The sequence below is a fragment of the Pseudonocardia sp. Ae505_Ps2 genome, from assembly GCF_001932425.1.
GTDB lineage: Bacteria > Actinomycetota > Actinomycetes > Mycobacteriales > Pseudonocardiaceae > Pseudonocardia.
The window spans coordinates 800,924-825,284 of sequence record NZ_MCIP01000001.1 but is presented as its reverse complement, the minus strand read 5'-3'; the positions used below and the strand labels follow the sequence as shown (position 1 = coordinate 825,284).

Genomic DNA, 24,361 nt, shown 5'->3' with positions numbered 1-24,361 from the left:
CGCCGGTCACGGGTTCGAAGGAGCTCACCATGCCGTACACCGCCTCCGCCGACGCGTCCCCGACCGGGAGCCCGCGCTCGCTGCGCTGCCGTCGGCCCGCCGGCTCCGGGCACCGTGCGGACGCCGGTGAACTCGCGGCACTGGCCTTCGAGCTGCCGTCCGGCCCGGTCGGCGCTCCGGCCCCGGTGCCGGCCCCCGCCCCGGCCCCGGTGCCGCAGCACCCGGCGGTCGCGGTCCCGCAGCAGAGCGGCCCGCGGGGCGCCGCGGCGCGGCCGGTCCCCGTGCCCCGGCCGCGCCCGACCGCGGAGTGAGGACCTAGTAGTGCCAGGGGAAGGGCGACCAGTCCGGGTCGCGCTTCTCCAGGAACGAGTCCCGGCCCTCCACCGCCTCGTCGGTCATGTAGGCCAGCCGGGTCGCCTCGCCGGCGAAGAGCTGCTGGCCGACCAGGCCGTCGTCGGCGAGGTTGAACGCGTACTTCAGCATCCGCTGGGCCTGCGGCGACTTGCCGTTGATCTCCCGGGCCCACTGCAGGGCCTCGGTCTCCAGCTCGGCGTGGTCGACCACGGCGTTGACCGCGCCCATGTGGTGCATCTGCTCGGCGCTGTAGGTCCGGCCGAGGAAGAAGATCTCCCGGGCGAACTTCTGGCCGACCTGGCGGGCGAGGTAGGCCGAGCCGTAGCCGCCGTCGAAGGAGCCGACGTCGGCGTCGGTCTGCTTGAAGCGGGCGTGCTCGCGGGAGGCGATCGTGAGGTCGGCGACGGCGTGCAGCGAGTGCCCGCCCCCGGCGGCCCAGCCGTTGACCACGGCGATGACGACCTTGGGCATGAAGCGGATCAGCCGCTGGCACTCCAGGATGTGCAGCCGCCCCGCCCGACCCTGCTCGACGGTGTCCGCGGTGTCCCCGGAGGCGTACTGGTAGCCGGTGCGGCCACGGATGCGCTGGTCGCCGCCGGAGCAGAAGGCGCGCTTGCCGTCCTTGGGGGAGGGGCCGTTGCCGGTCAGCAGGACCGCGCCGACGTCGGAGCTGGTCCGGGCGTGCTCCAGGGCGCGGTACAGCTCGTCGACGGTGCCCGGCCGGAAGGCGTTGAGGACCTCGGGGCGGTCGAACGCGATCCGGACCGCGCCGGTGCCCCGGGCGCGGTGGTAGGTGATGTCGCGGAAGTCGAACCCGTCGACCGGCGTCCACGCGTCCGGATCGAAGGTCTCGGAGACGGTCATGGCCGCACTGTAAGGACTCAGTCCGCGACGAGCGGCGCCAGCCGCCGTGCGACGGCGAGCGCGGGGCCGGGGCCGGCCCACCCGGCGTCGCCGTCGGCGTCCCAGACCTCCGACAGCACGCACACCGCGAACCCCCACGCCACCGCGCGGTCCCACCCGATCCCGACGGCGTCGGCGAGCCGCTCCAGCCGGCCCGGGGCGCGGCGGGCCAGCTCGGCCGGGTCGGCGTCCAGGGGGTTGTACAGCAGCTGCCCGCAGTCGTAGCCCGGGTCGCCGACCCGGCCGTGCGGGTCGATCGCCAGCCACGGCTCGCGGGTCGCGGCCAGGACGTTGTGCTGGTGCAGGTCCCCGTGCAGCAGCACCTCGCGCTCCGCGGAGCCGCACAGCTGCGTCCACACCGCCGCCGCCCGTTCCACCAGCGGCCGGGGCAGGACCGCGTCGGGGCGGGCCAGGTGCGCGTCGAACGCCGCCCGCTCGACCGCGACGTGGTCGAGCCCCGCCGGGACGGGTGCGCGGTGCAGCCGGGCGAGCAGCCCGCCGATCACCTCGACGGCCCGGTCGTCGGGCACGGCCGTGAGCTCGGTGCCGGGCTCGGCGCGCTCCAGCAGCAGCGCCCCGCGGGCCGGGTCGGCCCACAGCAGCCGGACCGCGCCGTCGCCGTCCCAGGCGCGCAGCGCGGCGGTCTCGGCGTCGAGGTGGCCGTCGGGCACGCCGGCCTTCAGCACGGCCGGGGTGCCGTCCGCGCAGGTCACCGCGCGCACCGCGTGGAAGGTCTGCGGCAGCGTCGCGCCGAGCTCCAGGTCCAGCTCGCCCGCGAGGTCGCCGAGCAGCCGGTCCCGGGCGGCCAGCCAGGTCGCGCCCGCCGGGCCCCAGGTACGCACCACGGTGTCGGCGAGCTCGTCACGGGGCATCGGCGCAGCGTGCCGAGGCGATCCGGATCACGCAACCGGGTTCCCGTCGACGGCGGGAGGGGCTCCGACGGGAGCTCGTCGACAGCGAGCCGCTCCACTTTTGCTGCTACTTTTGGTGAACTACCCATGGGTGGTTCACCAAAAGGGAGACGAAAGTGGCGGACGAGGTAGAGCAAGCCCTCCGACGAGTGCGGTCCGGAACGACTGCTCGCAAGCTCGAGACCTCGACCCTGGACTTCAAGCAGGCGTCCGGGAAGCTGAAGGACACCCTGGTGAACTTGTCCGAGGCAGCTGTCTGCTTCGCAAACGCCACCGGCGGGACTCTGGTCCTCGGAGTGGCTGACGACATCGCCGGCCCAGCCGGGATCGTGGGAACGAGTATGGACCCGGACACGGTCCGGCACGGAATCTACGAACGGACAACGCCCTCGTTGGACGTCGTGGTGACTCGTCTGACGTTCGAGGGCGTCGACCTGCTTCGGGTCGACGTGCCCGAGGGCATCGAGGTCGTCAGTACATCGACGGGACGCTACTGCTGGCGCCGAGGAACGGACTGCCCGCCGATGACGGCTGAGGACGTCGGCCGGTTACGGGAGGAACGCCGAGGGGAGGACTGGTCATCCCGCTCCAGCAGGGTGGCCGCAGGGGTGGCGGATCCGTCGGCCCTGGTCCGGGTGCGAGAGTTGTTGCAGGCAGTGCCGACCGACGGCGCCACCGCATTGCGCGCGTCCGACGACCGCGAGCTGTTGTCTGGACTTGGTCTGCTGACTGCTCGCGGACGACTGTCAAACGCCGGAGTCGTACTCCTCGGCAGGCGGGAGGCCTCTGCGCAGCCGGAGATCGTCTATCAGCACCGCAAGGCCGCCTCCGGCGAGGCTGACACGATCTTGCACCTGCACGGACCGCTGTTGGTGGCCATGCAACGGTTGCTCGAGGCCATCGAGCTGCGGCTCACAGCTACACCGCTCAATCTCACCGGTGGACAACAGCTGCAGGTCCAGGACTTTCCGATGGCCGCCGTGCGTGAAGCCGTCATGAACGCAGTGGCTCACGGAGACCACCGGACCGGCCGACCCATCCAGGTCGAACATTCGCCGGACTGGTTGACGATCACCTCGCCCGGTCCCCTTGTGGCGGGCGTGACTCCGGAGAACATCCTGCGTCACCCTCACCGGGCCCGGTTCCGATCGTTGTTCGGAGCGCTCCGCCATCTCGGGCTGGTGGAGCAGGTGGGGCTCGGGGTGGACCGCATGTACCGGGAGATGCTCAGGGTGGGCCGCAATCCCCCGAGAATCACGGAGGACCGCGACCAGGTCTCGGTGACTTTCGTCTCCGATCAGCCGAATATGAGGGTCGCACGGTATGTGAACCAACTCGGTCCGGAGCGGCGGGACGACCTGGATGTCCTGCTGATCCTCGCCGTCCTTCGCCGCAGGCGCAGCGTCGCGGCCTCCGCCGTGGCATCTGTCATCCAGCGTTCGCTCGACGACACGCAGGCTTTGCTGCGCCGGCTGGCGGAGGGAGAGGCCGCCGTTCTGGAACCGACTCAGGGGACCGCTCATCGGAGGCAGCCCAACTACCGGCTCCGCGGCCCCGTGCTTGCTGAGCTGGGATCCGCCGTCGCGTACCACCGAGCCCCGAGTGACGAGCGGGACCGCAAGATCGTCGAGCACGTCCAAGAGTACGGGTCGATCAACAACAGAACGGTGCAGAACCTGTTCGACGTGGACGTCCACCGCGGCTCCGCGATCCTTCGAGAGCTCGTGGAGCGAGGCGTCGTCATCCGTACCTCCGAGCAGACTCGGGGAAACGCGGTGAGGTACAGCCCAGGCCCAGAGTTCCCGGTCTCGGCTCGCCGCCGGCGGGAGCGGTAGTTGTCGGTGACCCGGGTAGCGTCGTGACGGCGCCGGCCACGAGCAGTTCCCGTGGATCGGAGCCCGTGCCGAGAGGAGCCCCGTGACCACCGACAGCGCCGCGCGTCCCACCACCGCGAGGAGCGAAGGCGGATCGCGTTCGACCACCGCGTACCGCGCCCTGGAGAACGACCTGCGTGCCGCCATCGGCGGGGAGGTCCGGTTCGACGCGGGCAGCCGTGCGATGTGGTCGGCGGACGCCTCGAACTACCGGGGCGTCCCGATCGGCGTGATCGCCCCGCGCGACGCCGCCGACGTCGAGGCCGCCATGGCCGTGTGCCGCGCGCACGACGTCCCGGTCATGCCGGTCGGGTCCCGCACCTCCATCGCGGGCCAGGCCGTCAACACCGCGGTCGCGATGGACTTCCGCACGCACATGGACGCGATCCTGTCCGTGGACCCCGACGCCCGCACCGCGACCGTGCAGCCCGGCGCCGTCTGCGACGCCGTGCGCGACGCCGGCAAGCCGCACGGGCTGACGTTCGGCCCGGACCCGTCGACGCACAACCGCTGCTCGATCGGCGGCATGATCGGCAACAACGCCTGCGGCTCGCACTCGGTGGCCTGGGGCAAGACCGTCGACAACGTCCGCGAGCTGGAGGTCCTCACCTACCGCGGTGAGCGGATCGTCCTCGGCGGCGAGGGCACCGAGACCGGCGCGATCCCGGACGCGCTGCGCGCACTCGGGACGAGGGTCGCCGGCGACGTCGAGAAGCACGTGCCCGAGCTGACCCGGCGGGTGTCGGGCTACAACCTCGACCAGCTCGTGCCGGGGAACGTGAACCTGGCGAAGGCACTGGTCGGCACCGAGGGGACCTGCGCGACGATCCTGTCCGCGACCGTCGACCTGGTCGAGTCCCCGCCCGCCCGTGCGCTGGCCGTGCTCGGCTTCCCGGACGCCTACCATGCCGCGGACAACGTGATGATCGTCCGCGAGCAGAAGCCGCTGACCATCGAGGGCATGGACGCCGGGCTGATCGCCTCGCTGCGGGCGCTGCGCCCCGACGAGACGACCAGCCGGATGCTGCCCGAGGGCAAGGGCTGGCTCTACGTCGAGACCGGCGGCGCCACCCGCGCCGAGGCCGAGGCCGCCGCGCAGGCCGTCGTCGACGCGATGAAGGCCTACACGACCGGCGCCGTCGTCGTCGGTGAGCCGAAGCAGATGGCCGCGCTGTGGAAGGTCCGAGAGGAGGGCGCCGGGCTGCTGACCCGCTCGCCCGAGGGCGGCGAGGCCTGGCCCGGCTGGGAGGACGCCGCCGTCCCGCCGGAGCGCTTCGGCGCCTACCTGCGCGAGTTCGACAAGGTCCTGGAGTCCCACGGCCGCAAGGGCATCTACTACGGCCACTTCGGCGACGGCTGCCTGCACGTGCGGATCGACTTCGACCTGCTCACCAAGCCCGGTGTGCAGAACTTCCGCGACTTCATGATCGCGGCCGCGGACCTCGTCGTCGCGCACGGCGGGTCGCTGTCCGGCGAGCACGGCGACGGCCAGGCCCGCGCCGAGCTTCTCCCGCGGATGTACCCGCCGCAGATCATCACCGCCTTCGAGGACTTCAAGGGGATCTGGGACCCGGACGACCGGATGAACCCGGGTCGCGTCGTGCGCCCGGCGACGATGGACGAGAACCTGCGCGTCCAGCTCGGCATGCCCACCATGCCGGACGAGCCGAAGCTGGCCTTCGGCCACGACCGCGGCAGCTTCCACCGGGCGACCCGGCGCTGCCTGGGTGTCGGCAAGTGCGCCGTCGACACCGGCTCCGGGGTGATGTGCCCCAGCTGGAACGTGACCAAGGAGGAGAAGCACTCCACCCGCGGCCGCGCCCGGCTGCTGTTCGAGATGGCGAACGGCGAGATCATCACCGACGGCTGGCAGTCCGACGAGGTCGCCGAGTCGCTCGACCTGTGCCTGTCCTGCAAGGGCTGCAAGTCCGACTGCCCGGTCGGGGTCGACATGGCCTCGTACAAGACCGAGTTCCTCGCGAACCGCTACCACCGGAAGCTGCGCCCGCGCACGCACTACTCGATGGGTGCGCTCCCGCGCTGGCTGCGCGCGGTCGGGGTGCTGCCGGCCGCGGCCGTCGACGGGCTGAACCGGCTCGCGCAGGTCCCGTTCCTGGCGAAGGTCGCGAAGAAGGCGGGTGGCATCGACGCCCGCCGCGCCATCCCGCCGATCGCCCGGGAGACCTACACCGCCCAGGCCGCCCGCGGGCTGCCCATGTCGACGGTGCCGGACCTCGGTGTTCCGCCCGGCAGCCGCGGCCCGCTGCTGCTGTGGACCGACACCTTCACCGACCACTTCGACCCGGAGATCGCCGCCGATGCCGTCGCGGTGCTGACCGGGCTCGGGTACCGGGTGGAGCTGCCCCCGCGCAACGTCTGCTGCGGCCTGACCTGGACCTCCACCGGCCAGGTCACCGCGGCCCGCCGGGTGCTGGCGCGCAGCCTGCGCGCGATCGGCCCGGCGCTCGACGCCGGGATCCCGGTCGTCGGGCTGGAGCCGTCCTGCACCGCGGCGCTGCGCAGCGACGCCGCCGAGCTCCTGCCCGACGAGCCCCGGGTGAAGGCCCTGAAGAACCAGGTGTCGACCTTCGCCGAGCTGCTGGCCCGGCATGCCGACGAGCTGTCCGCCGTCGCGGGCGAGGGCAACGGCGCGGCGCTGGTGCAGATCCACTGCCACCAGCACGCCGAGCTGGGCTCCCAGCCCGACCGCGCGGTGCTCGCGGCACTCGGCGTCGACGCCACCGTGCTCGACTCCGGCTGCTGCGGTCTGGCCGGCAACTTCGGCTTCGAGGACGGCCACTACGACGTCTCGATGGCGTGTGCCGAGCGGGCCCTGCTGCCCGCGGTCCGGGCCGCCGACGAGTCCGTGGCCCTGCTGGCCGACGGCTACTCCTGCCGCACCCAGGTCCGCCAGGCCGGCGAACGGGAGCCGGTGCACCTGGCCCAGATCGCGTACCGCGCCCTGCGAGGGTGATCGTCGGGAGTGAGGGGCCCGGTGCCGGATCCGGAACCGGACCCCTCACCCGTGGTGATCATGCAGGGCGCCGACGAGGAGGACCCATGTCCGACGACCGACGGGCGCTGGTGCTGGGCGGCGGCGGGCTGACCGGCATCGCCTGGATGTACGGGCTGCTGGCCGGGCTCCTCGCCGACGGCGTCGACCTGCGGGACGCCGACCTCGTCGTCGGGACCTCGGCGGGGTCGGTGGTGGGCGCCAACCTGGCGGTCGGGCGTGACCCGGCCGCGCTCGCGCAGACCCAGCTCGCCCCGCCGTCCGGGGAGATCGCCGCGACCCTCGGGCTGCGGCTCGCGGTCCGCTACGGTCTCGCCGCGCTCGCCGGCCCGCGCGACGCGACCCGGGTGCGGGCCCGGATCGGCCGCCTCGCCCTCGACGCCGAGACGGTGCCGGAGGCGGATCGGATCGCGGTGATCCGGTCCCGGCTGGACGGCGCCGACTGGCCTGCCGACCGGGACCTGCGGGTGACCGCCGTCGACGCCCACACCGGCGCGTTCCGGGCCTTCGGCCGTGACGACGGCGTCGAGCTCGCCACCGCGGTCGCCGCCAGCTGCGCGGTGCCCGGCGTCTGGCCGCCGGTCACGGCCGCGGGCACCCGCTGGATCGACGGCGGGGCCCGCTCGGCCGCCAACGCCGACCTCGCCGCCGGGTACGGCCGGGTCGTCGTCATCGCGCCGCTCTCCCTGGGGCTCGGTGGGGCCGGGACACCGCGGGTGCAGGCCGAGGCGCTCGGCGCGCTGGCCCGGGTCGCCGTCGTCGAGCCCGACCGGCGTTCGCGCCGGGCGTTCGGGCGCAACCCCCTCGACCCGGCCCGCCGCCCCGCGTCGGCGCGGGCCGGCCGGGCGCAGGCGGCGGACGTCGCCGCCGAGGTCGCACGGGTCTGGCGCTGAGCCGGGCCCGCATTCCCGCCAGAGACGGATCCCACGGGCCGGTATGAGCGTGCGCCGGTGCGGGTAGCCGACGGACATGACTGTTCCCACGATCAAGCTGAACGACGGCCGGCAGATCTCGCAGCTGGGTTTCGGTGTCTTCCAGATCGAGCCCGGTGACACCGCGGACAAGGTCAAGGCGGCCCTGGACCTCGGCTACCGGCACATCGACACCGCGCAGATGTACGGCAACGAGGAGGGCGTCGGCAAGGCCGTCGCCGACTCCGGCATCCCGCGCGACGAGCTGTGGATCACCACCAAGCTGAACAACGACGGGCACAGCCGCGAGGCCGCGGTCCGCAAGCTCGACGAGAGCCTCACCAAGCTCGGCCTCGACCACGTGGACCTCTACCTGATCCACTGGCCGCAGCCGAAGCAGGACCGCTACGTCGAGACCTGGCAGGGCCTCGAGGACGCGCAGAAGGCGGGCAAGGCGCTGTCCATCGGCGTCTCGAACTTCCAGACCGACCACCTCGACCGGCTGGCGAAGGAGACCTCCACGGTCCCGGCGGTCAACCAGATCGAGTTCCACCCGCGCCTGGTGCAGCGCGAGCTGCGCGAGTACCTCCAGCAGCACGACATCGCGCTGGAGGCGTGGAGCCCGATCGGCCAGGGCAAGGGACTGCTCGAGGCGCCCGAGCTGACGGAGATCGCCCAGCGGGTCGGCAAGTCGGCCGCGCAGGTCGTGCTCCGCTGGCACATCCAGCTCGGGAACATCGTGTTCCCGAAGTCGAACAACCCGGAGCGCATCAAGGAGAACTTCGAGATCTTCGACTTCGCGCTGAGCGAGGACGACATCGCCGCGGTGGAGAAGCTCCACACCGGCAAGCGCATCGGCCCGGACCCCGACGACTTCGGCTGATCCGCGCCCCGCGACACCACGGCCCGGCACCCTCGCGCAGGGGCGCCGGGCCGTCGTCGTGACGGGGAGGGTGACGCGTGTCACTCCGGATGTTTCCGGTGGGCACGGCGCCGGTCGTCACCCGACGGGGGCCCGCCCCGGGGCGACCCGGTGGACGTGGGCGCACACGTCCGTACGGTGGGGACGATGTTGGCGATCACCGAGAACGCCGCCGAGGCGATCAAGACCCTGAGCACCGACGCCGAGCTGCCCGAGGACGGGGGCCTGCGCATCTCCGCGCCGGACCCGGCGCAGGGGCTGGAGCTGGCCCTCGCGCAGGCGGGCGACGCGCAGGACACCGTGCTGCGAGGGGAGGGCATCACCGTCTTCCTCGAGCCGGCCGCGGCCCAGCTGCTGGACGACAAGGTCCTCGACGTCCAGCCCGTGGCGACCGAGCAGGGCGAGCAGGAGCTGCGCTTCGCAATCGTCGAGCAGCCCGATGCTGCGGACGCCCCGCAGGCCTGACCCCACCCCGACCGCGCGTCGTGGCCCCACCGGACACCGGTGGGGCCACGGTCGTCCCGGAGCGACTCAGAGTTCGGTGACGGTCCCGTCGCGCACGTCCCAGCGGCGGGTGGCGCGCACCGTGTCGAGCATCCGCCGGTCGTGGGTCACCAGCAGGACGGTCCCGTCGAACTCCTCGACCGCCCGTTCCAGCTGCTCGATGGCGGGCAGGTCGAGGTGGTTGGTCGGCTCGTCGAGCACCAGCAGGTTCACCCCGCGTGCCTGGAGCAGCGCCAGCGCGGCGCGGGTCCGCTCACCGGGCGACAGCGACGCCGCCGTCCGCAGCACCTGGTCGGCGCCCAGGGAGAACTTCGCGAGCAGCGTCCGCACCTCGGACTCCGGCCAGTCCGGCACCTGCTCGCCGAAGGCGCGCAGCAGCGTCGCCTCCCCGAGGAAGGCCCCGCGGGCCTGGTCGATCTCGCCGACCAGCACCCCCGAGCCGAGACCGGCCGAACCCGAGTCCGGGGTGATCCGCCCCAGCAACAGCCCGAGCAGCGTCGACTTGCCCGCCCCGTTCGCACCGGTGACGACGACCCGGTCCGCCCAGCCCACCTGCACGGTGGCCGGGCCGAACGCGAAGTCACCGCGGCGCACGGCGGCGGCGTCGGCCCGCGCGACGACCGACCCGGACCGGGGCGCGGAGGCGATCTCCATCCGCAGCTCCCACTCCTTGCGGGGCTCCTCCACCACCTCCAGCCGCTCGATCGCCCGCTCGGTCTGCCGGGCCTTCGCGGCCTGCTTCTCGCTGGACTCCTGGCGCTGCGCGCGGACGTTCTTGTCCGGGTCCTTCGTCTTGCGCCGGGCGTTGCGCACGCCCTGGGCCATCCAGTTGCGCTGCATGACGGCGCGCTGCTGGAGGGACCCGAGCTTCCCTGCGTACTCCTCGTAGTCCTCGCGGGCGTGCCGCCGGGCCACCTCGCGCTCGGCGAGGTAGGACTCGTAACCGCCGTCGTAGACGTCGATCCGCTGCTGGACCAGGTCCAGCTCGACGATCCGGTTCACCGTGCGTGCCAGGAACTCCCGGTCGTGGCTGACCAGCACGGTCGGCGTGCCCTGCCGGGCGAGGCCGCCCACGAACCGCTCCAGCCGCTCCAGGCCGTCGAGGTCGAGGTCGTTGGTGGGCTCGTCGAGGAGCAGCAGGTCGTAGCGGGACAGCAGCAGCGCGGCGAGGTTCGCCCGCGCCGCCTGCCCACCGGACAGCCCGGTCATCGGGGCGTCCGGACCGACGGCCAGGCCCACCTCGCGCAGCACCTCCCCGGAGCGCTCGTCGAGGTCGGCGCCACCGAGGGCCAGCCAGCGGTCCAGCGCGGCGGCGTAGCGGTCGTCGGCGCCGGGGGTGCCCGACGCCAGCCCCTCCGCCTCGGCGTCCATCGTCGCCTGCGCGTCGGCGACGCCGGTCCGGCGCGCCAGGAACCCGGCGACCGTCTCCCCAGGACGCCGGTCGGGCTCCTGCGGCAGGTGCCCGACGGTCGCGTCGGGCGGGGCCAGCGTCAGCGACCCGTCGTCCGCGGGCCGCGAGCCGGCCAGCACCGTCAGCAGGGTGGACTTGCCGGCGCCGTTGGCACCGACCAGCCCGATGACGTCGCCGGGTGCGACGACGAGGTCCAGCCCGGAGAACAGGGGGCGGTCGCCGTGGCCCGCGGCCAGGCCCGTCACGTGAAGGGTCGCGCTCATGTCGAGCGCAGACGCTACCCCTACAGGTTCGCCCCGAAGAGGCGGTGCAGGGCCTCCCAGTGCCGCTGCTCGGCGTCGTCGTCGTGGGTGGGGGCGTCCGGCACCGCGAAACCGTGCGCGGCCGGGTAGGTCTCCAGGGTCGCCGACACCCCGGCGGCGGAGAACGCGTCGGCGAGGCGCTGCTTCTGCTCGTCGGGGAAGGAGGAGTCGTCGGTCGCGCCGGCCACGTACACCTCGGCCCGGATGCGGTCGGCGAGTCGGTGCACGCTGGTCGGGTCGTCGGTGGCGAGGTTGCCGCCGTGGAACGACGCCGCGGCCGCGACCCGCTCCGGCTGGGTCGCCGCGGTGCGCAGGCTCATCACCCCGCCCATGCAGTAGCCGGTGGTGCCGACCGCCCTGCCGTGGACCTCGGGGCGCGCCAGCAGCGCGGTCACCCAGGCCTCGGCGTCGACCGCCACGAGCTCGGGCGTCAGCGACCGCACCATGCCCATCAGCCGTTCCCGCTCGGGCTGGTCGGAGAACACGGTGGCGAAGTCGAACGGGGCCCAGTCGCCGTGCCGGTGGTAGACGTCGGGCAGCAGCACCGCGTAGCCCAGCGACGCCAGGTGTGCGGCCATGTCGTGGATGGCCGGCCGGACACCGCCGGCGTCGGGGTAGAGGAGCACGCCCGGCCACGGGCCGTCGCCGTCGGGGGTGTGCAGGACGGCGGCGGCGTCGCCGTCGGGGGTGCTGATCGTGAAGTCGGTGCGTGGCACGTCTCCGGCCTCCCGGGGGTGAGCGACGGGTCGACCCCGTTCTACGCCCCCGTTCTACGCCCGGCGAACCGCGTCCCGCCGGGGCGCGACGCGGTTCGGGCGGTACGTACCGGATCAGGTCCCCGGGCGGCGCGGTCCTGGTCGCCCGGGACCCGCGGTGTTCCGGCCTGCCGGGCTCGGACACGGTCCCTCCCCATCGACGGACTTCTGCGCCTGCGTCACGGTAGGGCCCTCGTGGGGCGATTTCACCGGTTCCGGCCGGATCGGTACCGGCCTGGTGCGGACCGCGGTCACCGCGCCGGTACCGTCGTCGCGAGGGGTGATGGGGTGAACGGCTCGACCGCGCAGGCGCGCGTCCTCGTCGACGAGCTGGCGCGAGCCGGTGTCACCGACGCGGTCCTGTGCCCCGGATCCCGCAACGCACCACCCGCGTTCGCGCTGGCCCGGGCCGACGCGTGCGGCACGGTCCGGCTGCACGTGCGCATCGACGAGCGTGCCGCGGGCTTCCTCGCGCTCGGCCTGTCGCTGGCGTCGGGCCGCCCGGTCCCGGTCGTCGTCACGTCCGGGACGGCGGTGGCGAACCTGCACCCCGCGGTGCTGGAGGCGTCGCACTCGGGGGTCCCGCTGCTGGTCCTGACCGCGGACCGGCCGCCGGAGCTGGTCGGCACCGGCGCCAGCCAGACCGTGGACCAGTCCGGTCTGTACGGCGGTGCGGTGCGCTGGGCCGGCGCGCTGCCGGTGCCGCTGGGCAGCACCGAGCCGGAGGCGCGGCGCTGGCGCGCGGTCGTCGCGCGGATGCTCGCCGCGGCCACCGGTGCCGGCGCGGGTGCCCCCGGCCCGGTGCACCTGGACCTGCCCTACACCGACCCGCTCGTGCCCGACGACGACCCGGCCGGGCCGGGCACCGGGCAGCACGACGCCGGTCCGCCGGGCGCGGACCTGCCCGCCGGGCGCCCCGGTGGCGCGCCGTGGACCGCGGTGTCCCGCCCGGTCCGCACGCTGCCGCCGCTGGAACTGGACCCTGGGGCGCGCACGCTCGTCGTCGCCGGGGCGGGCGGGCCCGCGCCGGACCCCTCGCTGCTCGGCGGGGCCCCGCTGGTCGCGGAGCCGTCCTCGCGCTGGTGGCCGCACGCGCTGCGCACCGGCCCGTGGCTGCTCGGCCGCCCCGGGCTGCGCCCCGCCCAGGTCGTCGTGCTCGGCAGGCCCACCCTGCACCGGGGGGTCGCCGCGCTGCTGGCCGACCCGTCGGTGGCGGTGTTCGCCGACCCCGGCCCGGACGGCGCTCCCTGGACCGACGTCGCCGGCACGGTCCGGGCCGTCGGCGCGCTGCCCGCGCTGTCCCCGCCCGAGGACTGGGTGCGGTCCTGGCGCGACGCGGACCAGGTCGCGGCCACGTCCCTCGACGCCGCGCTCGACGACGGCACCGCCGCGGGTGCGCCCGGCCTGCGGCTGGCCCGCGACCTGGTCGCCGCCCAGCCCGACGGCGGGCAGCTCGTCCTCGGCTCGTCGAACCCGGTGCGCGACGTCGCGTTGGCCGCCGTGCCCCGCCCCGGGCTCACCGTGCGGTCCAACCGCGGCGTCGCGGGCATCGACGGGACGGTGTCGACGGCCCTCGGCGCCGCGCTCGCGCACCCGGGCCCGACGGCGCTGCTGCTCGGCGACCTCACGCTGCTGCACGACACCACCGGGCTGGTCGTCGGACCGGGGGAGCCGTCCCCGGACCTGACCGTCACCGTCCTCGACGACGACGGCGGCGGCATCTTCCACCTGCTCGAACAGGGCGGCCCGGCGCACGCCCACGCCTTCGAGCGGGTCTTCGGCACGCCGACCGGGGTGGACGTCGTCGCGCTGGCCCGGGCGGCGGGCTGGGCGGCGACCGACTGGGGCGGCGACGCATGCGAACTCGCGGCCCGGCCGGGTTCGGGACGGCGGCTGGTCCGGGTCGCGGCGCGCCGCGACGGGCTGCGCGACGCGCACGCCGGGCTCCGCCGCACGCTCGCCGCAGCGCTCGACTGAGCCCTCCGGGCCCGCGGTTGCGGCCGGTCGGGGCTCAGCCCTCCAGGGACTCGCGGACCGCGCGCATCTTGGCGGCGGCCTCGCGCACCTCGCCGTCGGGATCGGAGTCGGCGACGATCCCGCACCCGGCGAACAGCCGTGCCGTGCGTCCCTGCAGCTCCGCGCAGCGCAGCGCGATGCCCATCTCGCCGGTGCCCTCGGCGTCGACCCAGCCGACCGGGCCCGCGTAGCGGCCGCGGTCGAGACCCTCGATCTCGGAGATCAGCGCCGTCGCGTCCGGGGTCGGGGTGCCGCCGACGGCGGCGGTCGGGTGCACGGCGCCGACCAGTGTCAGCAGCGACGCGGGCCGGGACGGGTCGAGGCGGGCGTGCACGTCGCTGGACAGGTGCGAGACGTTCGGGAGGGTGAGCACCGTCGGCGCGTCCGGTACGTGCAGCTCGGCCACCAGCGGGCGCAGCGACTCGGCGAGGGAGTCCACGGCGTAGGTGTGCTCGCGGCGGTCCTTCGACGAGCCGATCAGCGCGCCCGCGGTGTCGGCGTCCGGTCCGGACCCGGGCCACATCGTGCCGGCCAGCACCCGCGACTCCACGGTGCGCCCGCGCAGCCGCAGCAGCAGCTCGGGGGTGGCACCGACCAGGCCGTCGACCGCGTAGCTCCAGCACGTCGGGTAGCGCCGGGCCAGCCCGCGGAGCAGGAACCGTGGATCCAGCGGGCGGTCGGCGACGGCGAGCAGGTCGTGCGCGAGCACCACCTTCTCCAGCTCCCCGTCGCGCATCCGCCCGACCGCCGAGGCGACGGCGGCCCGGTACCGGTGCGCGGAGACCTGGCCGTCGGCGTAGCGCAGCCGTCCGCTGGGACGCACCGGCGACGGGACCGGCAGCCTGCCGGGAGTCTCCGGGGCGTCGGCGGTGGTGATCTCGGTGATCCAGGCGCGGTGCCCGCGCCGTCCCACGATCACCCGCGGGACGACGAGCACCGAGCCCGGGCAGCCGTCGGCGAAGGTGAACGAGGCGAACGCGAGGGCGCCGGTGCCGGGGAGGCGGACGTCGTCGTAGCCGGCGCCGGCGTCGAGCCGGTCGACCACACGGCGCCACCAGCGGTCGGCCTCGGCGAAGCGCTCGGGCCCCGACGCGGTGAACCGGGCGACCTCGCCCCAGCCGACCACGCCCTCGCCGTCGCGCACCCAGGACAGCGCCCCGGCGTCGGCGGGCAGCGCGTCCAGCAGCCGCCCGTCGAGTCGCAGGGGGCGTGTCCGGACGCGCAACGCGGTGCTGGCCGGTGCGACGGTCACCCTTCGAGAGTAGGCAACCTCCGCCCGGGAGGCTGGCGTGAGGGGGCGAGGCACCGGACACACCCGAGTGCCGGGGCGCTCCTAGAATCGGGTCCCGTGACCAGTCCGAGCGGCCGTCCCACCGGCGATGTGCTGACCGAGACCTCGGCCGTCGCGGCCCGGCTGCTCCGCCGGACGCGGTACCACCTGCCCGAGATCGTCCTGGTCGTCGCGCTGGTGTGGACGCTGGTCGCGCTGGTGGCGCTGGGCGGCGCGTTCCTGGAGGACGCGGCGATCGACGGCAACCGCGGCACCACCGCCGCGACCGTCCTGCCGGGCTCGGACTACTGGCGCACCCTGGTCAGCTTCGTCGACGACGAGGGCCGGCTGCAGACCCCGGCCGCGGGCATCTCCTACCCGGTCGGGCTCACCCCGGGCGAGAACATCTACGTGGAGTACGACACCGCCGACCCGACGCACGTGCGTGTCGCGGGTCGCACCGCCGTCGACGGGATCCTCCCGATCGCCGGGCTGATCGCGGGCGGCTGGGTCCTCCTCGGGCCGCTGTACGTGTGGCTGCGCCGCCGCCGGGCCCGCACCGGCACCGTCTGAGGCCGCCGGCCCGACCCGGCCCGCGCCGCCCGACTGTGTCGGGCGGTGGGCGGCGATGTCGTGCTTCAGCCCCGCCAGAGCGCCCCGACCTCGGCGACGACCTGCGGCGCCACGACGAGCAGCCCGCCCTCGGGCAGCGGCGTCGACCGGCCGTCGCGGCCCAGCACCAGCGCGCCGGCCTCGGTGGCCAGGCAGAGCGCCCCGGCGATGTCCCACTCGTGGTAGCGGGTCAGCACCGCGGCGACGGCGTTGCCGAGCGCGACCTGGGTGATCGCCAGCGCGGCGGAGCCGAGCACCCGCACGCCGACGTGCGCGGCGCGGGCGCGCTCGACGAACCCGGGCTCGGGATCCTCGGCGCAGATGAGCGACCCGGCGACCCGGGCGGTGCGCCGCTCCGGCACCGGCACGCCGTTGGCCCGGAAGCCGCGCCCGCGGGCGGCGGCGTAGATCTGCCCCCGGCCAGGGTCGGCGACGACGCCCACGGCCGGGCCGTCGCGGTCGACCAGGGCCAGGCTGTAGGCGCACCAGGGCAGGCCCGCGACGTAGTTCGCGGTCCCGTCGACCGGGTCGACGACCCAGCGCAGCGGCGCGGTGTCGGCACCGGCGTCGGCGCCGAACTCCTCGCCGACGACCGGGCAGCCGGGGAACTCCGCGGCCAGCACCCGGCGGGTGTGCCGCTCCAGGGTGCGGTCGGTGTCGGTGACCCAGTCGAAGGGGTTGGCCTTGGCGGAGGCGTCGAGGGAACCGGTGTGCTCGCGACCCAGCGTCGCGGTGATCACCTCGGCGGCGTCGTTGGCCAGCCGGCCCGCGGTCTCGAGGGCACGGGAGAGCAGTGCCGGGTCCACCGGCCGGGGGGACGGCACCAGGGGTGGCACCGTGTGTGGCGGGGTGTGGGGCACGGCCGTCATGCGACCCGAGTGTCCGGGCGGGTGATGTCCCGGCGACGACGCGCGGGTGTCCACCTTGTGCCGGACGCGCCAACTCGTGACCCGCCCACCCGATGTTCTCCCAGGGTTGGGTGGTTGATCACGCCAGGGACCCGACCCGCTGTCCCGACCCCGTCACCGTTCCGGCCGTGCGCGTCGCAATCGTCTCGGAATGCTTCCTGCCGGTGGTCAACGGCGTCACCAACTCGGTGCTGCGGGTGTGCGAGCACCTGCGGGCAGGGGGTCACGACGTCGTGGTGATCGCGCCGGGTACCGGCGAGCCGGACTCCCACGAGGGGATCCCGGTCGTGCGGATCCCGGCCGTCGAGCTGCCGGTGGTGAACTCGATGCCGGTCGGTGTGCCCAGCAGGCGGATCCTGACCGCGCTGCGCCGGTTCCGGCCCGACGTGGTGCACCTGGCGGCGCCGTTCGTCGTCGGGGCGCGGGGGCTGGCGGCGGCGCGGCGCCTCGGCGTGCCGACGGTCGCGATCTACCAGACCGACGTCGCCGGGTTCGCCTCCGCCTACGGGCTCGGGCTGACCGCGCGGGCCGCGTGGCGCTGGACCTGCCGGCTGCACGGCATGGCCGACCGGACCCTCGCACCGTCGAGCTGGGCGACCGGGGCGCTGCGCGAGCGCGGTGTCCCGCGGGTGCACCAGTGGGCGCGCGGCGTCGACACCCGCCGGTTCACCCCGTCGCGGCGCAGCGACGCACTGCGCGGCCGGCTGGCCCCGAACGGCGAGCGGCTCATCGGGTTCGTCGGCCGCCTCGCCCCGGAGAAGCAGGTCGAGCGGCTCGCCGTGCTGGGTGAGCTGCCCGGGACGCGGCTGGTCGTCGTCGGCGACGGCCCCAGCGCCGACGGGTTGCGCGAGCGGCTGCCGTCGGCGGCGTTCCTCGGGCACCGCGGCGGCGACGAGCTCGCGCAGATCTACGCGAGCCTCGACGTATTCGTCCACACCGGACAGGCCGAGACGTTCTGCCAGGCCGTGCAGGAGGCGCTCGCCTCGGGCGTCCCGGTCGTGGCACCCGACGCGGGCGGCCCGCGCGACCTCGTGCTGCCCGACCGCACCGGCTACCTCGTGGCGCCCCGTCCGGACGGCGGAGCGCCCGGCGACCCGGCCACCGACGCCGCCGACCGTGAGCTGGTCGCCGCGGTCGCGGCGCTGTGCGAGCCGCAGCGCAACCGGGAGTTCGGCCTGGCCGCCCGCCAGTCGGTGCTGCGCCGCACCTGGACCGCGGTCGGCGACGAGCTGCTCGCCCACTACGGCGAGGTGCTCCGCGCTGCGGCGCCGGAGCGCGTCGCGGCCTGATCGTCGCGGCCTGATCGTTCTCAGCCTGATCGTTCTTAGCCCGATCGTCGGCCTGATCATCTCAGCCCGATCGGGCCGGCTCCGTAGTCGTGCGGATCCGGGGCCACGGCAGGTCGGCGACGGTGGGTCCATGAGCCGCACCGTCGTCGTCGCGCCCCGTGGCGAGCTCGCCACGGTCGACACCTCCGCCGCCGTCCGCCTGATGTCCCACCTCCTCGACCCCGCGCCCACGGTCCGGTCCGCCGCCCGCGCCGAGGTCCTCGACGCCCCGCACCGGCAGATGCCGCCGGTGCTGTTCGCCCTGTCGGAGAACCTCGTCGCCGACGGCGAGATGGCCGAGGCCGCCCGCTGGTTCTACGCGGGCCAGCTGCGGGCCCGCTACGACGCCTGCCGCTGCACCGACACCACCGCGGCCCAGGCGCTGGCGGTGTTGCGCGACCGGTTCGGCGAGCCGGTGAACCGGTGGGCCTTCGCCGACCCGGCCCGGGTCCGCCGCGCCGCGATCCGCGCCGTCGCCTGGGACCGGGCGGCGCCCCACGACTACGACCACCGCTGGATCGCCCTGCACGGCATGGGCGCCCTCACCGGCGACGGCACCGGGGTGGCCACGCCGTCGGCCGAGTGGGCCGGCGTCGCCGCCCGGGTGCGCGCGGAGTACCTGAGGGGCCTGCGCGAGGTGCTGCGCGAGCAGTTCGGTCAGCGGTGAGGGTCTGCCGGGTCGCCTAAGCTGTGTCCGTGTCCCGCGCCGAGCTCGACAAGAACCCGACCGACGTCGCCCGCATGTTCGACGGCGTCGCCCGGCGCTACGACCTGACCAACACCGCGCTGTCGGGCGGCCAGGACCGCTACTGGCGGATCCAGACCCGCCGTGCCCTCGGGCTCCGCCCGGGAGAGAAGGTCCTCGACCTCGCCGCGGGCACCGCGGTCTCGACCGTCGAGCTGGCGAAGGACGGTGCCTGGTGCGTCGCCGCGGACTTCTCCCTCGGCATGCTGCGGGCCGGTGCCCGCCGGGACGTCCCGAAGGTCGCCGCCGACGCGCTGCACCTGCCCTTCGCCGACGGCAGCTTCGACGCCGTGACCATCTCTTTCGGCCTGCGCAACGTGAACGACACCGTCGCCGGCCTGCACGAGATGGCCCGCGTGACCCGCCCCGGAGGCCGCCTGGTCGTCTGCGAGTTCTCGACGCCGACCTGGGCCCCCTTCCGCGTGCTCTACCAGAACGCGGTCCTCGGTCACGCCCTCCCGGCGATCGCCCGGACGGTCTCGTCGAACCCCGAGGCCTACCTGTACCTGGCCGAGTCGATCCGGGACTGGCCCGACCAGCCCTCGCTCGCCGCCAAGATCGCCGACGCAGGCTGGGAGCGCCCCGCCTGGCGGAACCTGACCTTCGGAGCCGTCGCGCTGCACCGGGCGTACAAGCCGGCCTGACCCCGCCGGTCCTGCCCGCCGTTTCGCCCCGCCCCGCCCCGCCGTTTCGCCCCGTCTCGCCCCGCCCCGCCCCGCCGCGCCGTTCCCGCTCCGCCTCGCCGTCCCGCGCTCTGCCGTCCCGCGCTCTGCCGTCCCGCCCTCTGCAGGCCGGCCCTCTGCAGGCCGGCCCCTGGAGCTGGGATCCCCCCTGGACGCCGGGTTCTGAGGACCGGGACCTACGGATTCGCTTACCAGGTAAGCGAGTTCTCCCGACACTCCCTTGGCTCCAGGGCCCGGTCCGAGGTAGGCCGACTCTCCACCGCGCCGCGTCACGGAATCGCGCCCCCCGGATCTCCCCTGGACCTCGTGGGACGGACGTGCTCGATCCGCCCTCCCGACGAGGAGCCGCGACGAGGAACCCGGCAGGGGAGGGGACCGGTATTCGCTTACCGGGTAAGCGAATACCGCGGTAGTAGGGCGTCGGGGCCGGGGCCGGGGCCGGGGCCGGGGCCGGGTCCGGGTCCGGGTCCGGGTCCGGGTCCGGGCCGCGGCGGGGCGCCCCGGGGCTTGTCGGGCCGGGCGGACCGATCGTCACCACCCGGTGACACCGCGTCGAGCCCCGTTGCGCCGCAAGGACTCCCCGAGCATCGCCCGATCCGCCCACGCGATCACCGCGGCACCGTCCTACACTGCTCGCGCAGTTCGTGAACTTTTTCACAAGGGCGGTGGGGGTCACGCGGCCCGCAGCGCGCCGACCTGCACGGATGCGGATCACATGTGACCTGCACCCCGTGCCAGGTAAGGCTCGCCTGGGTTCTTGGTCACAGGGGGCCGGACATAGGGTCGCCGCGACCGGCTCGTCGATCACCACCAACGACGGTGGCGCCGCGACAACGAAGGTGTAGGAATGCTCGATCCCTATCTCCCGCTCGTCCTGCTGTTCGTGTTGGCGGCGGGCTTCGCGCTGTTCTCGGTCGCGTCCGCGCCGCTGATCGGTCCGCGCCGGTTCAACCGGGCCAAGCTGGACTCCTACGAGTGCGGTATCGAGCCCTCGCCGCAGCCGGTCGTCGGTGGCGGTCGGGTGCCGGTCGCCTACTACCTCACGGCGATGCTGTTCATCCTGTTCGACATCGAGCTGGTGTTCATGTACCCGTACGCCGTCGTCGCCGATGCGGTCGGCGTCTTCGGGTTCGTGGCCATCACGCTCTACATCGCCACGATCGCCTTCGCGTACGCCTATGAGTGGCGTCGCGGCGGGCTCGAGTGGAGCTGAGGCCGTCATGGGACTCGAGGAGAACCTGCCCAGCGGCGTCCTGCTGACCAATGTCGAGAAGCTGGTCAACTGGACCCGGAAGTCGTCGCTCTGGCCCGCCACGTTCGGCCTGGCCTGCTGCGCCATCGAGATGATGACCACCGGCGCCCCGCGCTACGACCTCGCCCGCTTCGGCATGGAGGTCTTCCGGGCCTCGCCGCGCCAGGCGGACCTGATGATCGTCGCGGGCCGGGTGAGCAACAAGATGGCGCCGGTCCTGCGCCAGATCTACGACCAGATGCCCGAGCCGCGCTGGGTCCTGGCCATGGGCGTCTGCGCCAGCTCCGGCGGCATGTTCAACAACTACGCGATCGTCCAGGGCGTGGACCACGTCGTGCCGGTCGACATGTACCTGCCCGGCTGTCCGCCGCGGCCGGAGATGCTGATCGACGCGATCCTCAAGATCCACGCCAAGATCATGGACGAGCCGCTCGGCCCGAAGCGGGCCGCCGAGCTCGCCGAGTCCGGGTACCGGACGCCGATGGTGCCGTCGTCGGTCAAGTACGCGCCGAAGCACAAGCGGCTCGGCGCGCTGAAGACCACGCACACCCCCGACGTCCCGAACTACCTGGAGCCGGGCTCGCAGCCCAAGCCGGCCCCGAACGCGCTCGCGCCGGGGGAGACCATGGAGCTGCCGTCGCTGGCCGACGCCGCCCGCGGAGGTGACGCGACGTGACCGAGCCGACCGGCACCTCCAAGGACGGGACCGAGCCCACCGGCGGCGCGCACTCGTCGTCGCAGGAGAGCGGCGCCGCGGCCGAGCAGCAGCGGGCGGCGGGCGGCGAGGCCCCCGGCGACCTGGCCGGCCCCGAGGACGCGGCCACCCCGTCCGACGCGCTGGGCGGGGCCCGCCCCGCCCAGAAGATGACCGAGACCCGCACGCGCTCGGGCATGTTCGGCGTCCGCGGCTCCGGCGACACCTCCGGCTACGGCGGACTGCGCCTGCCCGGCTGGGCCCCGGCACCGGCCGAGCGGCCCTTCGGCGGCTGGTTCGACGAGTTCGCCGACGAGCTCGGCGCGGCCCTCGACGAACGCAGCATCCCGCGTTCGGCGATCGAGCAGGTCACGATCGACCGCGACGAGATGACCCTCTACGTCGAGCCCGCCCGGCTGCACGAGGTCGCCCGCACCCTGCGCGACGACCCGGGCCTGCGCTTCGAGTTCTGCTCCGGGGTGTCCGGTGTGGACTACTCGGCGCCGGACGGTGCGCCGGTCGACCGACCGCTGCACGTCGTCTACCACCTGCTGTCGATGACCTACCGGCGCCGGGTGCGCCTGGAGGTCGCCCTCGACATCGGAGACGCTGCGAACCCGCCCACCGTGTCCAGCGTCGTCGACGTCTACCCGACGGCCGACTGGCACGAGCGCGAGACCTGGGACATGTACGGCGTCGTCTTCGACGGCCACCCCGCGCTGACCCGGATCCTCATGCCGGACGACTGGGACGGCCACCCCCAGCGCAAGAGCTACCCGCTGGGCGGCATCCCCGTGGAGTACAAGGGCGCGGAGATCCCCCCGCCCGACGAGCGGAGGGCCTACTCGTGACCACCGAGAGCAGCGCACGCGGAACGAGCATCGGCACCGACGCGGACCCCACCACGGGCACCGACCCGTACGCCGCGCCCGGCCGGGAGACCACCGAGGGCACGGTCTACACCGTCACCGGCGGCGACTGGGACGACCTGCTCGAGGTCGAGCACGACGACCGGATCGTCATCAACATGGGCCCGCAGCACCCGTCGACGCACGGGGTGCTGCGCCTGGTCCTGGAGCTGGAGGGCGAGACCGTCACCCAGGGCCGCGCGGTCATCGGCTACCTGCACACCGGTATCGAGAAGAACTGCGAGTACCGGACCTGGACCCAGGGCGTCACCTTCGTGACCCGCGCGGACTACCTGTCCCCGCTGTTCAACGAGGGCGCCTACTGCATGGCCGTCGAGAAGCTGCTGGGCGTCGAGGTCCCGCAGCGGGCCGAGCACCTGCGGGTGCTGCTCTGGGAGCTGAACCGGATCGGCTCGCACCTCGTCGCGCTGGCCACCGGCGGCATGGAGCTGGGCGCGCTGACCGGTATGACCTCCGGCTTCCGGGAGCGCGAGGAGGTGCTCCACCTGCTGGAGTTCCTCACCGGCCTGCGGATGAACCACGCGTTCATCCGGCCCGGCGGGCTGGCCCAGGACATGCCCGAGGGCTGGCAGGACAAGGTCCGCGACTTCCTGAAGGTCATGAACTCCCGGCTGCCCGACTACGACCGGCTGCTCACCGGGCAGCCGATCTGGCGCCAGCGCCTGGAGGGCGTGGGCTATCTGCCCGTCGACGGCTGTCTGGCCCTCGGCGCGTCCGGCCCGATCCTGCGTTCGGCCGGGCTCGCCTGGGACCTGCGCAAGCACATGCCGTACTCGGTGTACGACCAGTACGACTTCGAGGTCCCGACGGCCACCGAGGCCGACTGCTTCGCCCGCTACCGGATGCGCGTCGCCGAGATCCACGAGTCGCTCAAGATCATGGAGCAGGCGGTGACCAAGCTCGACGAGCTGGGGCCGGGCCGCGTCATGGTCGACGACCCGAAGGTCGCCTGGCCCGCGCAGCTGTCGATCGGCAGCGACGGCATGGGCAACACCCTCGAGCACGTCCGCAAGATCATGGGTCAGTCGATGGAGTCGTTGATCCACCACTTCAAGCTGGTCACCGAGGGGTTCCACGTCCCGCCGGGGCAGGCCTACGCGGTCGTCGAGTCCCCGCGCGGCGAGCTCGCGGTGCACGCGGTGTCCGACGGCGGCACCCGCCCGGTCCGCATCCACGTCCGCGACCCCAGCTTCGTGAACCTGCAGACGATGCCCGCGATGAGCGAGGGCGGCCAGGTCGCCGACGTCATCGCGGCCGTCGCCTCGATCGACCCCGTGATGGGAGGTTGCGACCGATGACGGTCCCCCCGCAGGAGAAGAGCCCGGTCTCGCCGGTCTTCGACGAGCTGACCCGGCAGCGCACGGCGGAGATCATCTCCCTCTACCCGGAGTCCCGGTCGGCGCTGCTACCGCTGCTGCACCTGGTGCAGTCGGTCGAGGGCTACGTCAGCCCGGACGGCGTCCGCTACTGCGCCGAGGCCCTCGGGCTCACCACGGCCGAGGTGTCCGCGGTCGCGACGTTCTACACGATGTACAAGCGCTCCCCCTGCGGCGAGCACCTGGTCAGCGTCTGCACCAACACCCTGTGCGCGGCGCTGGGCGGCGACGACATCTACGCCCGCCTGCGCACGCAGCTGGGCACCGAGGACCGCCCGCTGGGCCACGAGGAGACCGCGGGGGAGCCCGGCACCACCGGATCGATCACCCTCGAGCACGCCGAGTGCCTCGCGGCCTGCGACCTCGCCCCGGTGCTGCAGGTCAACTACGAGTACTTCGACAACCAGACCGTCGAGTCCGCTGTGGAGCTCGTCGAGGCACTGCGTCGCGGTGAGCGCCCGCAGCCCACCCGCGGCGCGCCGCTGACCGACCTGCGGACCGTCGAGCTGGAGCTGGCCGGTTTCACCGACGACGCCGGAGGCGTCGACACGACGGCCCGTGTCGAGGGTCCGTCCGGCGCGATCGAGTCGGTGCGCGGGGCCCGGATGGCCCAGGAGAACGGCTGGACCGCTCCGGCGCTGCCCGACGAGCCGCCGGCGATGCCCGCGCTACCGGAGAAGAAGTGATC

22 protein-coding genes are annotated in these 24,361 nt (G+C 74.1%); 16 read left to right on the top strand and 6 right to left on the bottom strand.

The window, feature by feature from the left end:
• Positions 1–29 precede the first annotated feature (29 nt).
• A complete protein-coding gene (locus Ae505Ps2_RS03750; RefSeq protein ID WP_075310014.1) occupies positions 30–311 on the top strand; it encodes a hypothetical protein in 282 nt (93 codons plus the stop codon).
• Positions 312–315: 4 nt separating this feature from the next.
• Here Ae505Ps2_RS03750 and Ae505Ps2_RS03745 read toward each other — a convergent pair whose 3' ends face one another.
• Positions 316–1,218, bottom strand: a complete 903-nt coding sequence (locus Ae505Ps2_RS03745) for a 1,4-dihydroxy-2-naphthoyl-CoA synthase (RefSeq protein WP_075333918.1) — start codon at positions 1,216–1,218, stop codon at positions 316–318.
• A gap of 17 nt (positions 1,219–1,235) precedes the next feature.
• A complete protein-coding gene (locus Ae505Ps2_RS03740) occupies positions 1,236–2,129 on the bottom strand; it encodes an aminoglycoside phosphotransferase family protein (RefSeq protein WP_075329703.1) in 894 nt (297 codons plus the stop codon).
• A gap of 155 nt (positions 2,130–2,284) precedes the next feature.
• On the opposite strand from Ae505Ps2_RS03740, the gene Ae505Ps2_RS03735 reads away from it, so the two are divergent.
• The 5 genes from Ae505Ps2_RS03735 (at position 2,285) to Ae505Ps2_RS03715 (ending at position 9,353) form a co-directional block, all read left to right on the top strand.
• Complete coding sequence (locus Ae505Ps2_RS03735) at positions 2,285–4,003, top strand: RNA-binding domain-containing protein (RefSeq protein ID WP_075333916.1); 1,719 nt, start codon at positions 2,285–2,287, stop codon at positions 4,001–4,003.
• 82 nt (positions 4,004–4,085) lie between these two features.
• Positions 4,086–7,016 (top strand): FAD-binding and (Fe-S)-binding domain-containing protein, encoded by a 2,931-nt coding sequence (locus Ae505Ps2_RS03730; RefSeq protein WP_233147669.1) that lies wholly within the window; start codon positions 4,086–4,088, stop codon positions 7,014–7,016.
• A gap of 86 nt (positions 7,017–7,102) precedes the next feature.
• Positions 7,103–7,948, top strand: a complete 846-nt coding sequence (locus Ae505Ps2_RS03725; RefSeq protein ID WP_075310018.1) for a patatin-like phospholipase family protein — start codon at positions 7,103–7,105, stop codon at positions 7,946–7,948.
• Between the two features lie 76 nt (positions 7,949–8,024).
• Positions 8,025–8,849 carry an aldo/keto reductase gene (locus tag Ae505Ps2_RS03720; RefSeq protein ID WP_075310020.1) on the top strand — a complete coding sequence of 275 codons (825 nt, stop codon included), beginning with the start codon at positions 8,025–8,027 and terminating at the stop codon, positions 8,847–8,849.
• A 186-nt stretch (positions 8,850–9,035) separates the two neighbouring features.
• Complete coding sequence (locus Ae505Ps2_RS03715) at positions 9,036–9,353, top strand: adhesin (protein WP_043279789.1); 318 nt, start codon at positions 9,036–9,038, stop codon at positions 9,351–9,353.
• A 66-nt stretch (positions 9,354–9,419) separates the two neighbouring features.
• Here the strand turns inward: Ae505Ps2_RS03715 and Ae505Ps2_RS03710 are convergent, their stop codons facing one another.
• Positions 9,420–11,066, bottom strand: coding sequence for an ABC-F family ATP-binding cassette domain-containing protein (locus Ae505Ps2_RS03710; protein WP_075310022.1), 1,647 nt, complete (start codon positions 11,064–11,066; stop codon positions 9,420–9,422).
• A 20-nt stretch (positions 11,067–11,086) separates the two neighbouring features.
• Entirely contained in the window at positions 11,087–11,821 is a 735-nt protein-coding gene (locus Ae505Ps2_RS03705) for a dienelactone hydrolase family protein (protein ID WP_075333914.1), read from the bottom strand.
• Between the two features lie 327 nt (positions 11,822–12,148).
• Here Ae505Ps2_RS03705 and menD point away from each other — a divergent pair, with 327 nt between their 5' ends.
• Positions 12,149–13,837 carry a 2-succinyl-5-enolpyruvyl-6-hydroxy-3-cyclohexene-1-carboxylic-acid synthase gene (gene menD, locus Ae505Ps2_RS03700; RefSeq protein WP_075553408.1) on the top strand — a complete coding sequence of 563 codons (1,689 nt, stop codon included), beginning with the start codon at positions 12,149–12,151 and terminating at the stop codon, positions 13,835–13,837.
• A 34-nt stretch (positions 13,838–13,871) separates the two neighbouring features.
• On the opposite strand, the gene Ae505Ps2_RS03695 is transcribed toward menD, so the two are convergent.
• On the bottom strand, positions 13,872–15,128 hold the full coding sequence (locus Ae505Ps2_RS03695) for an isochorismate synthase (protein WP_083695299.1): 1,257 nt from the start codon (positions 15,126–15,128) through the stop codon (positions 13,872–13,874).
• Between the two features lie 96 nt (positions 15,129–15,224).
• On the opposite strand from Ae505Ps2_RS03695, the gene Ae505Ps2_RS03690 reads away from it, so the two are divergent.
• Entirely contained in the window at positions 15,225–15,719 is a 495-nt protein-coding gene (locus Ae505Ps2_RS03690; protein WP_139318916.1) for a DUF3592 domain-containing protein, read from the top strand.
• 65 nt (positions 15,720–15,784) lie between these two features.
• Here the strand turns inward: Ae505Ps2_RS03690 and Ae505Ps2_RS03685 are convergent, their stop codons facing one another.
• Positions 15,785–16,627 (bottom strand): inositol monophosphatase family protein, encoded by an 843-nt coding sequence (locus Ae505Ps2_RS03685; RefSeq protein ID WP_075310028.1) that lies wholly within the window; start codon positions 16,625–16,627, stop codon positions 15,785–15,787.
• 167 nt (positions 16,628–16,794) lie between these two features.
• Between Ae505Ps2_RS03685 and Ae505Ps2_RS03680 the strand changes: the two genes are divergently transcribed.
• The 8 genes from Ae505Ps2_RS03680 (at position 16,795) to nuoE (ending at position 24,359) form a co-directional block, all read left to right on the top strand.
• Positions 16,795–17,955 (top strand): glycosyltransferase family 1 protein, encoded by a 1,161-nt coding sequence (locus Ae505Ps2_RS03680; RefSeq protein ID WP_020622122.1) that lies wholly within the window; start codon positions 16,795–16,797, stop codon positions 17,953–17,955.
• 130 nt (positions 17,956–18,085) lie between these two features.
• The gene (locus Ae505Ps2_RS03675) at positions 18,086–18,661 is read left to right on the top strand and encodes a hypothetical protein (RefSeq protein ID WP_075310032.1); all 576 of its coding nucleotides are present in this window, start codon (positions 18,086–18,088) and stop codon (positions 18,659–18,661) included.
• A gap of 29 nt (positions 18,662–18,690) precedes the next feature.
• A complete protein-coding gene (locus Ae505Ps2_RS03670) occupies positions 18,691–19,383 on the top strand; it encodes a demethylmenaquinone methyltransferase (RefSeq protein ID WP_075554167.1) in 693 nt (230 codons plus the stop codon).
• Between the two features lie 886 nt (positions 19,384–20,269).
• Positions 20,270–20,635, top strand: coding sequence for an NADH-quinone oxidoreductase subunit A (locus Ae505Ps2_RS03665; RefSeq protein WP_020622119.1), 366 nt, complete (start codon positions 20,270–20,272; stop codon positions 20,633–20,635).
• A 7-nt stretch (positions 20,636–20,642) separates the two neighbouring features.
• Positions 20,643–21,350 (top strand): NADH-quinone oxidoreductase subunit B, encoded by a 708-nt coding sequence (locus tag Ae505Ps2_RS03660; RefSeq protein ID WP_083695297.1) that lies wholly within the window; start codon positions 20,643–20,645, stop codon positions 21,348–21,350.
• 122 nt (positions 21,351–21,472) lie between these two features.
• Entirely contained in the window at positions 21,473–22,219 is a 747-nt protein-coding gene (locus Ae505Ps2_RS03655) for an NADH-quinone oxidoreductase subunit C (RefSeq protein ID WP_233147804.1), read from the top strand.
• A gap of 29 nt (positions 22,220–22,248) precedes the next feature.
• Positions 22,249–23,595 carry an NADH-quinone oxidoreductase subunit D gene (locus tag Ae505Ps2_RS03650; RefSeq protein WP_075554166.1) on the top strand — a complete coding sequence of 449 codons (1,347 nt, stop codon included), beginning with the start codon at positions 22,249–22,251 and terminating at the stop codon, positions 23,593–23,595.
• A complete protein-coding gene (nuoE, locus tag Ae505Ps2_RS03645; RefSeq protein WP_020628046.1) occupies positions 23,592–24,359 on the top strand; it encodes an NADH-quinone oxidoreductase subunit NuoE in 768 nt (255 codons plus the stop codon). The genes Ae505Ps2_RS03650 and nuoE overlap by 4 nt, the downstream gene beginning before the upstream one ends.
• Positions 24,360–24,361 lie beyond the last annotated feature (2 nt).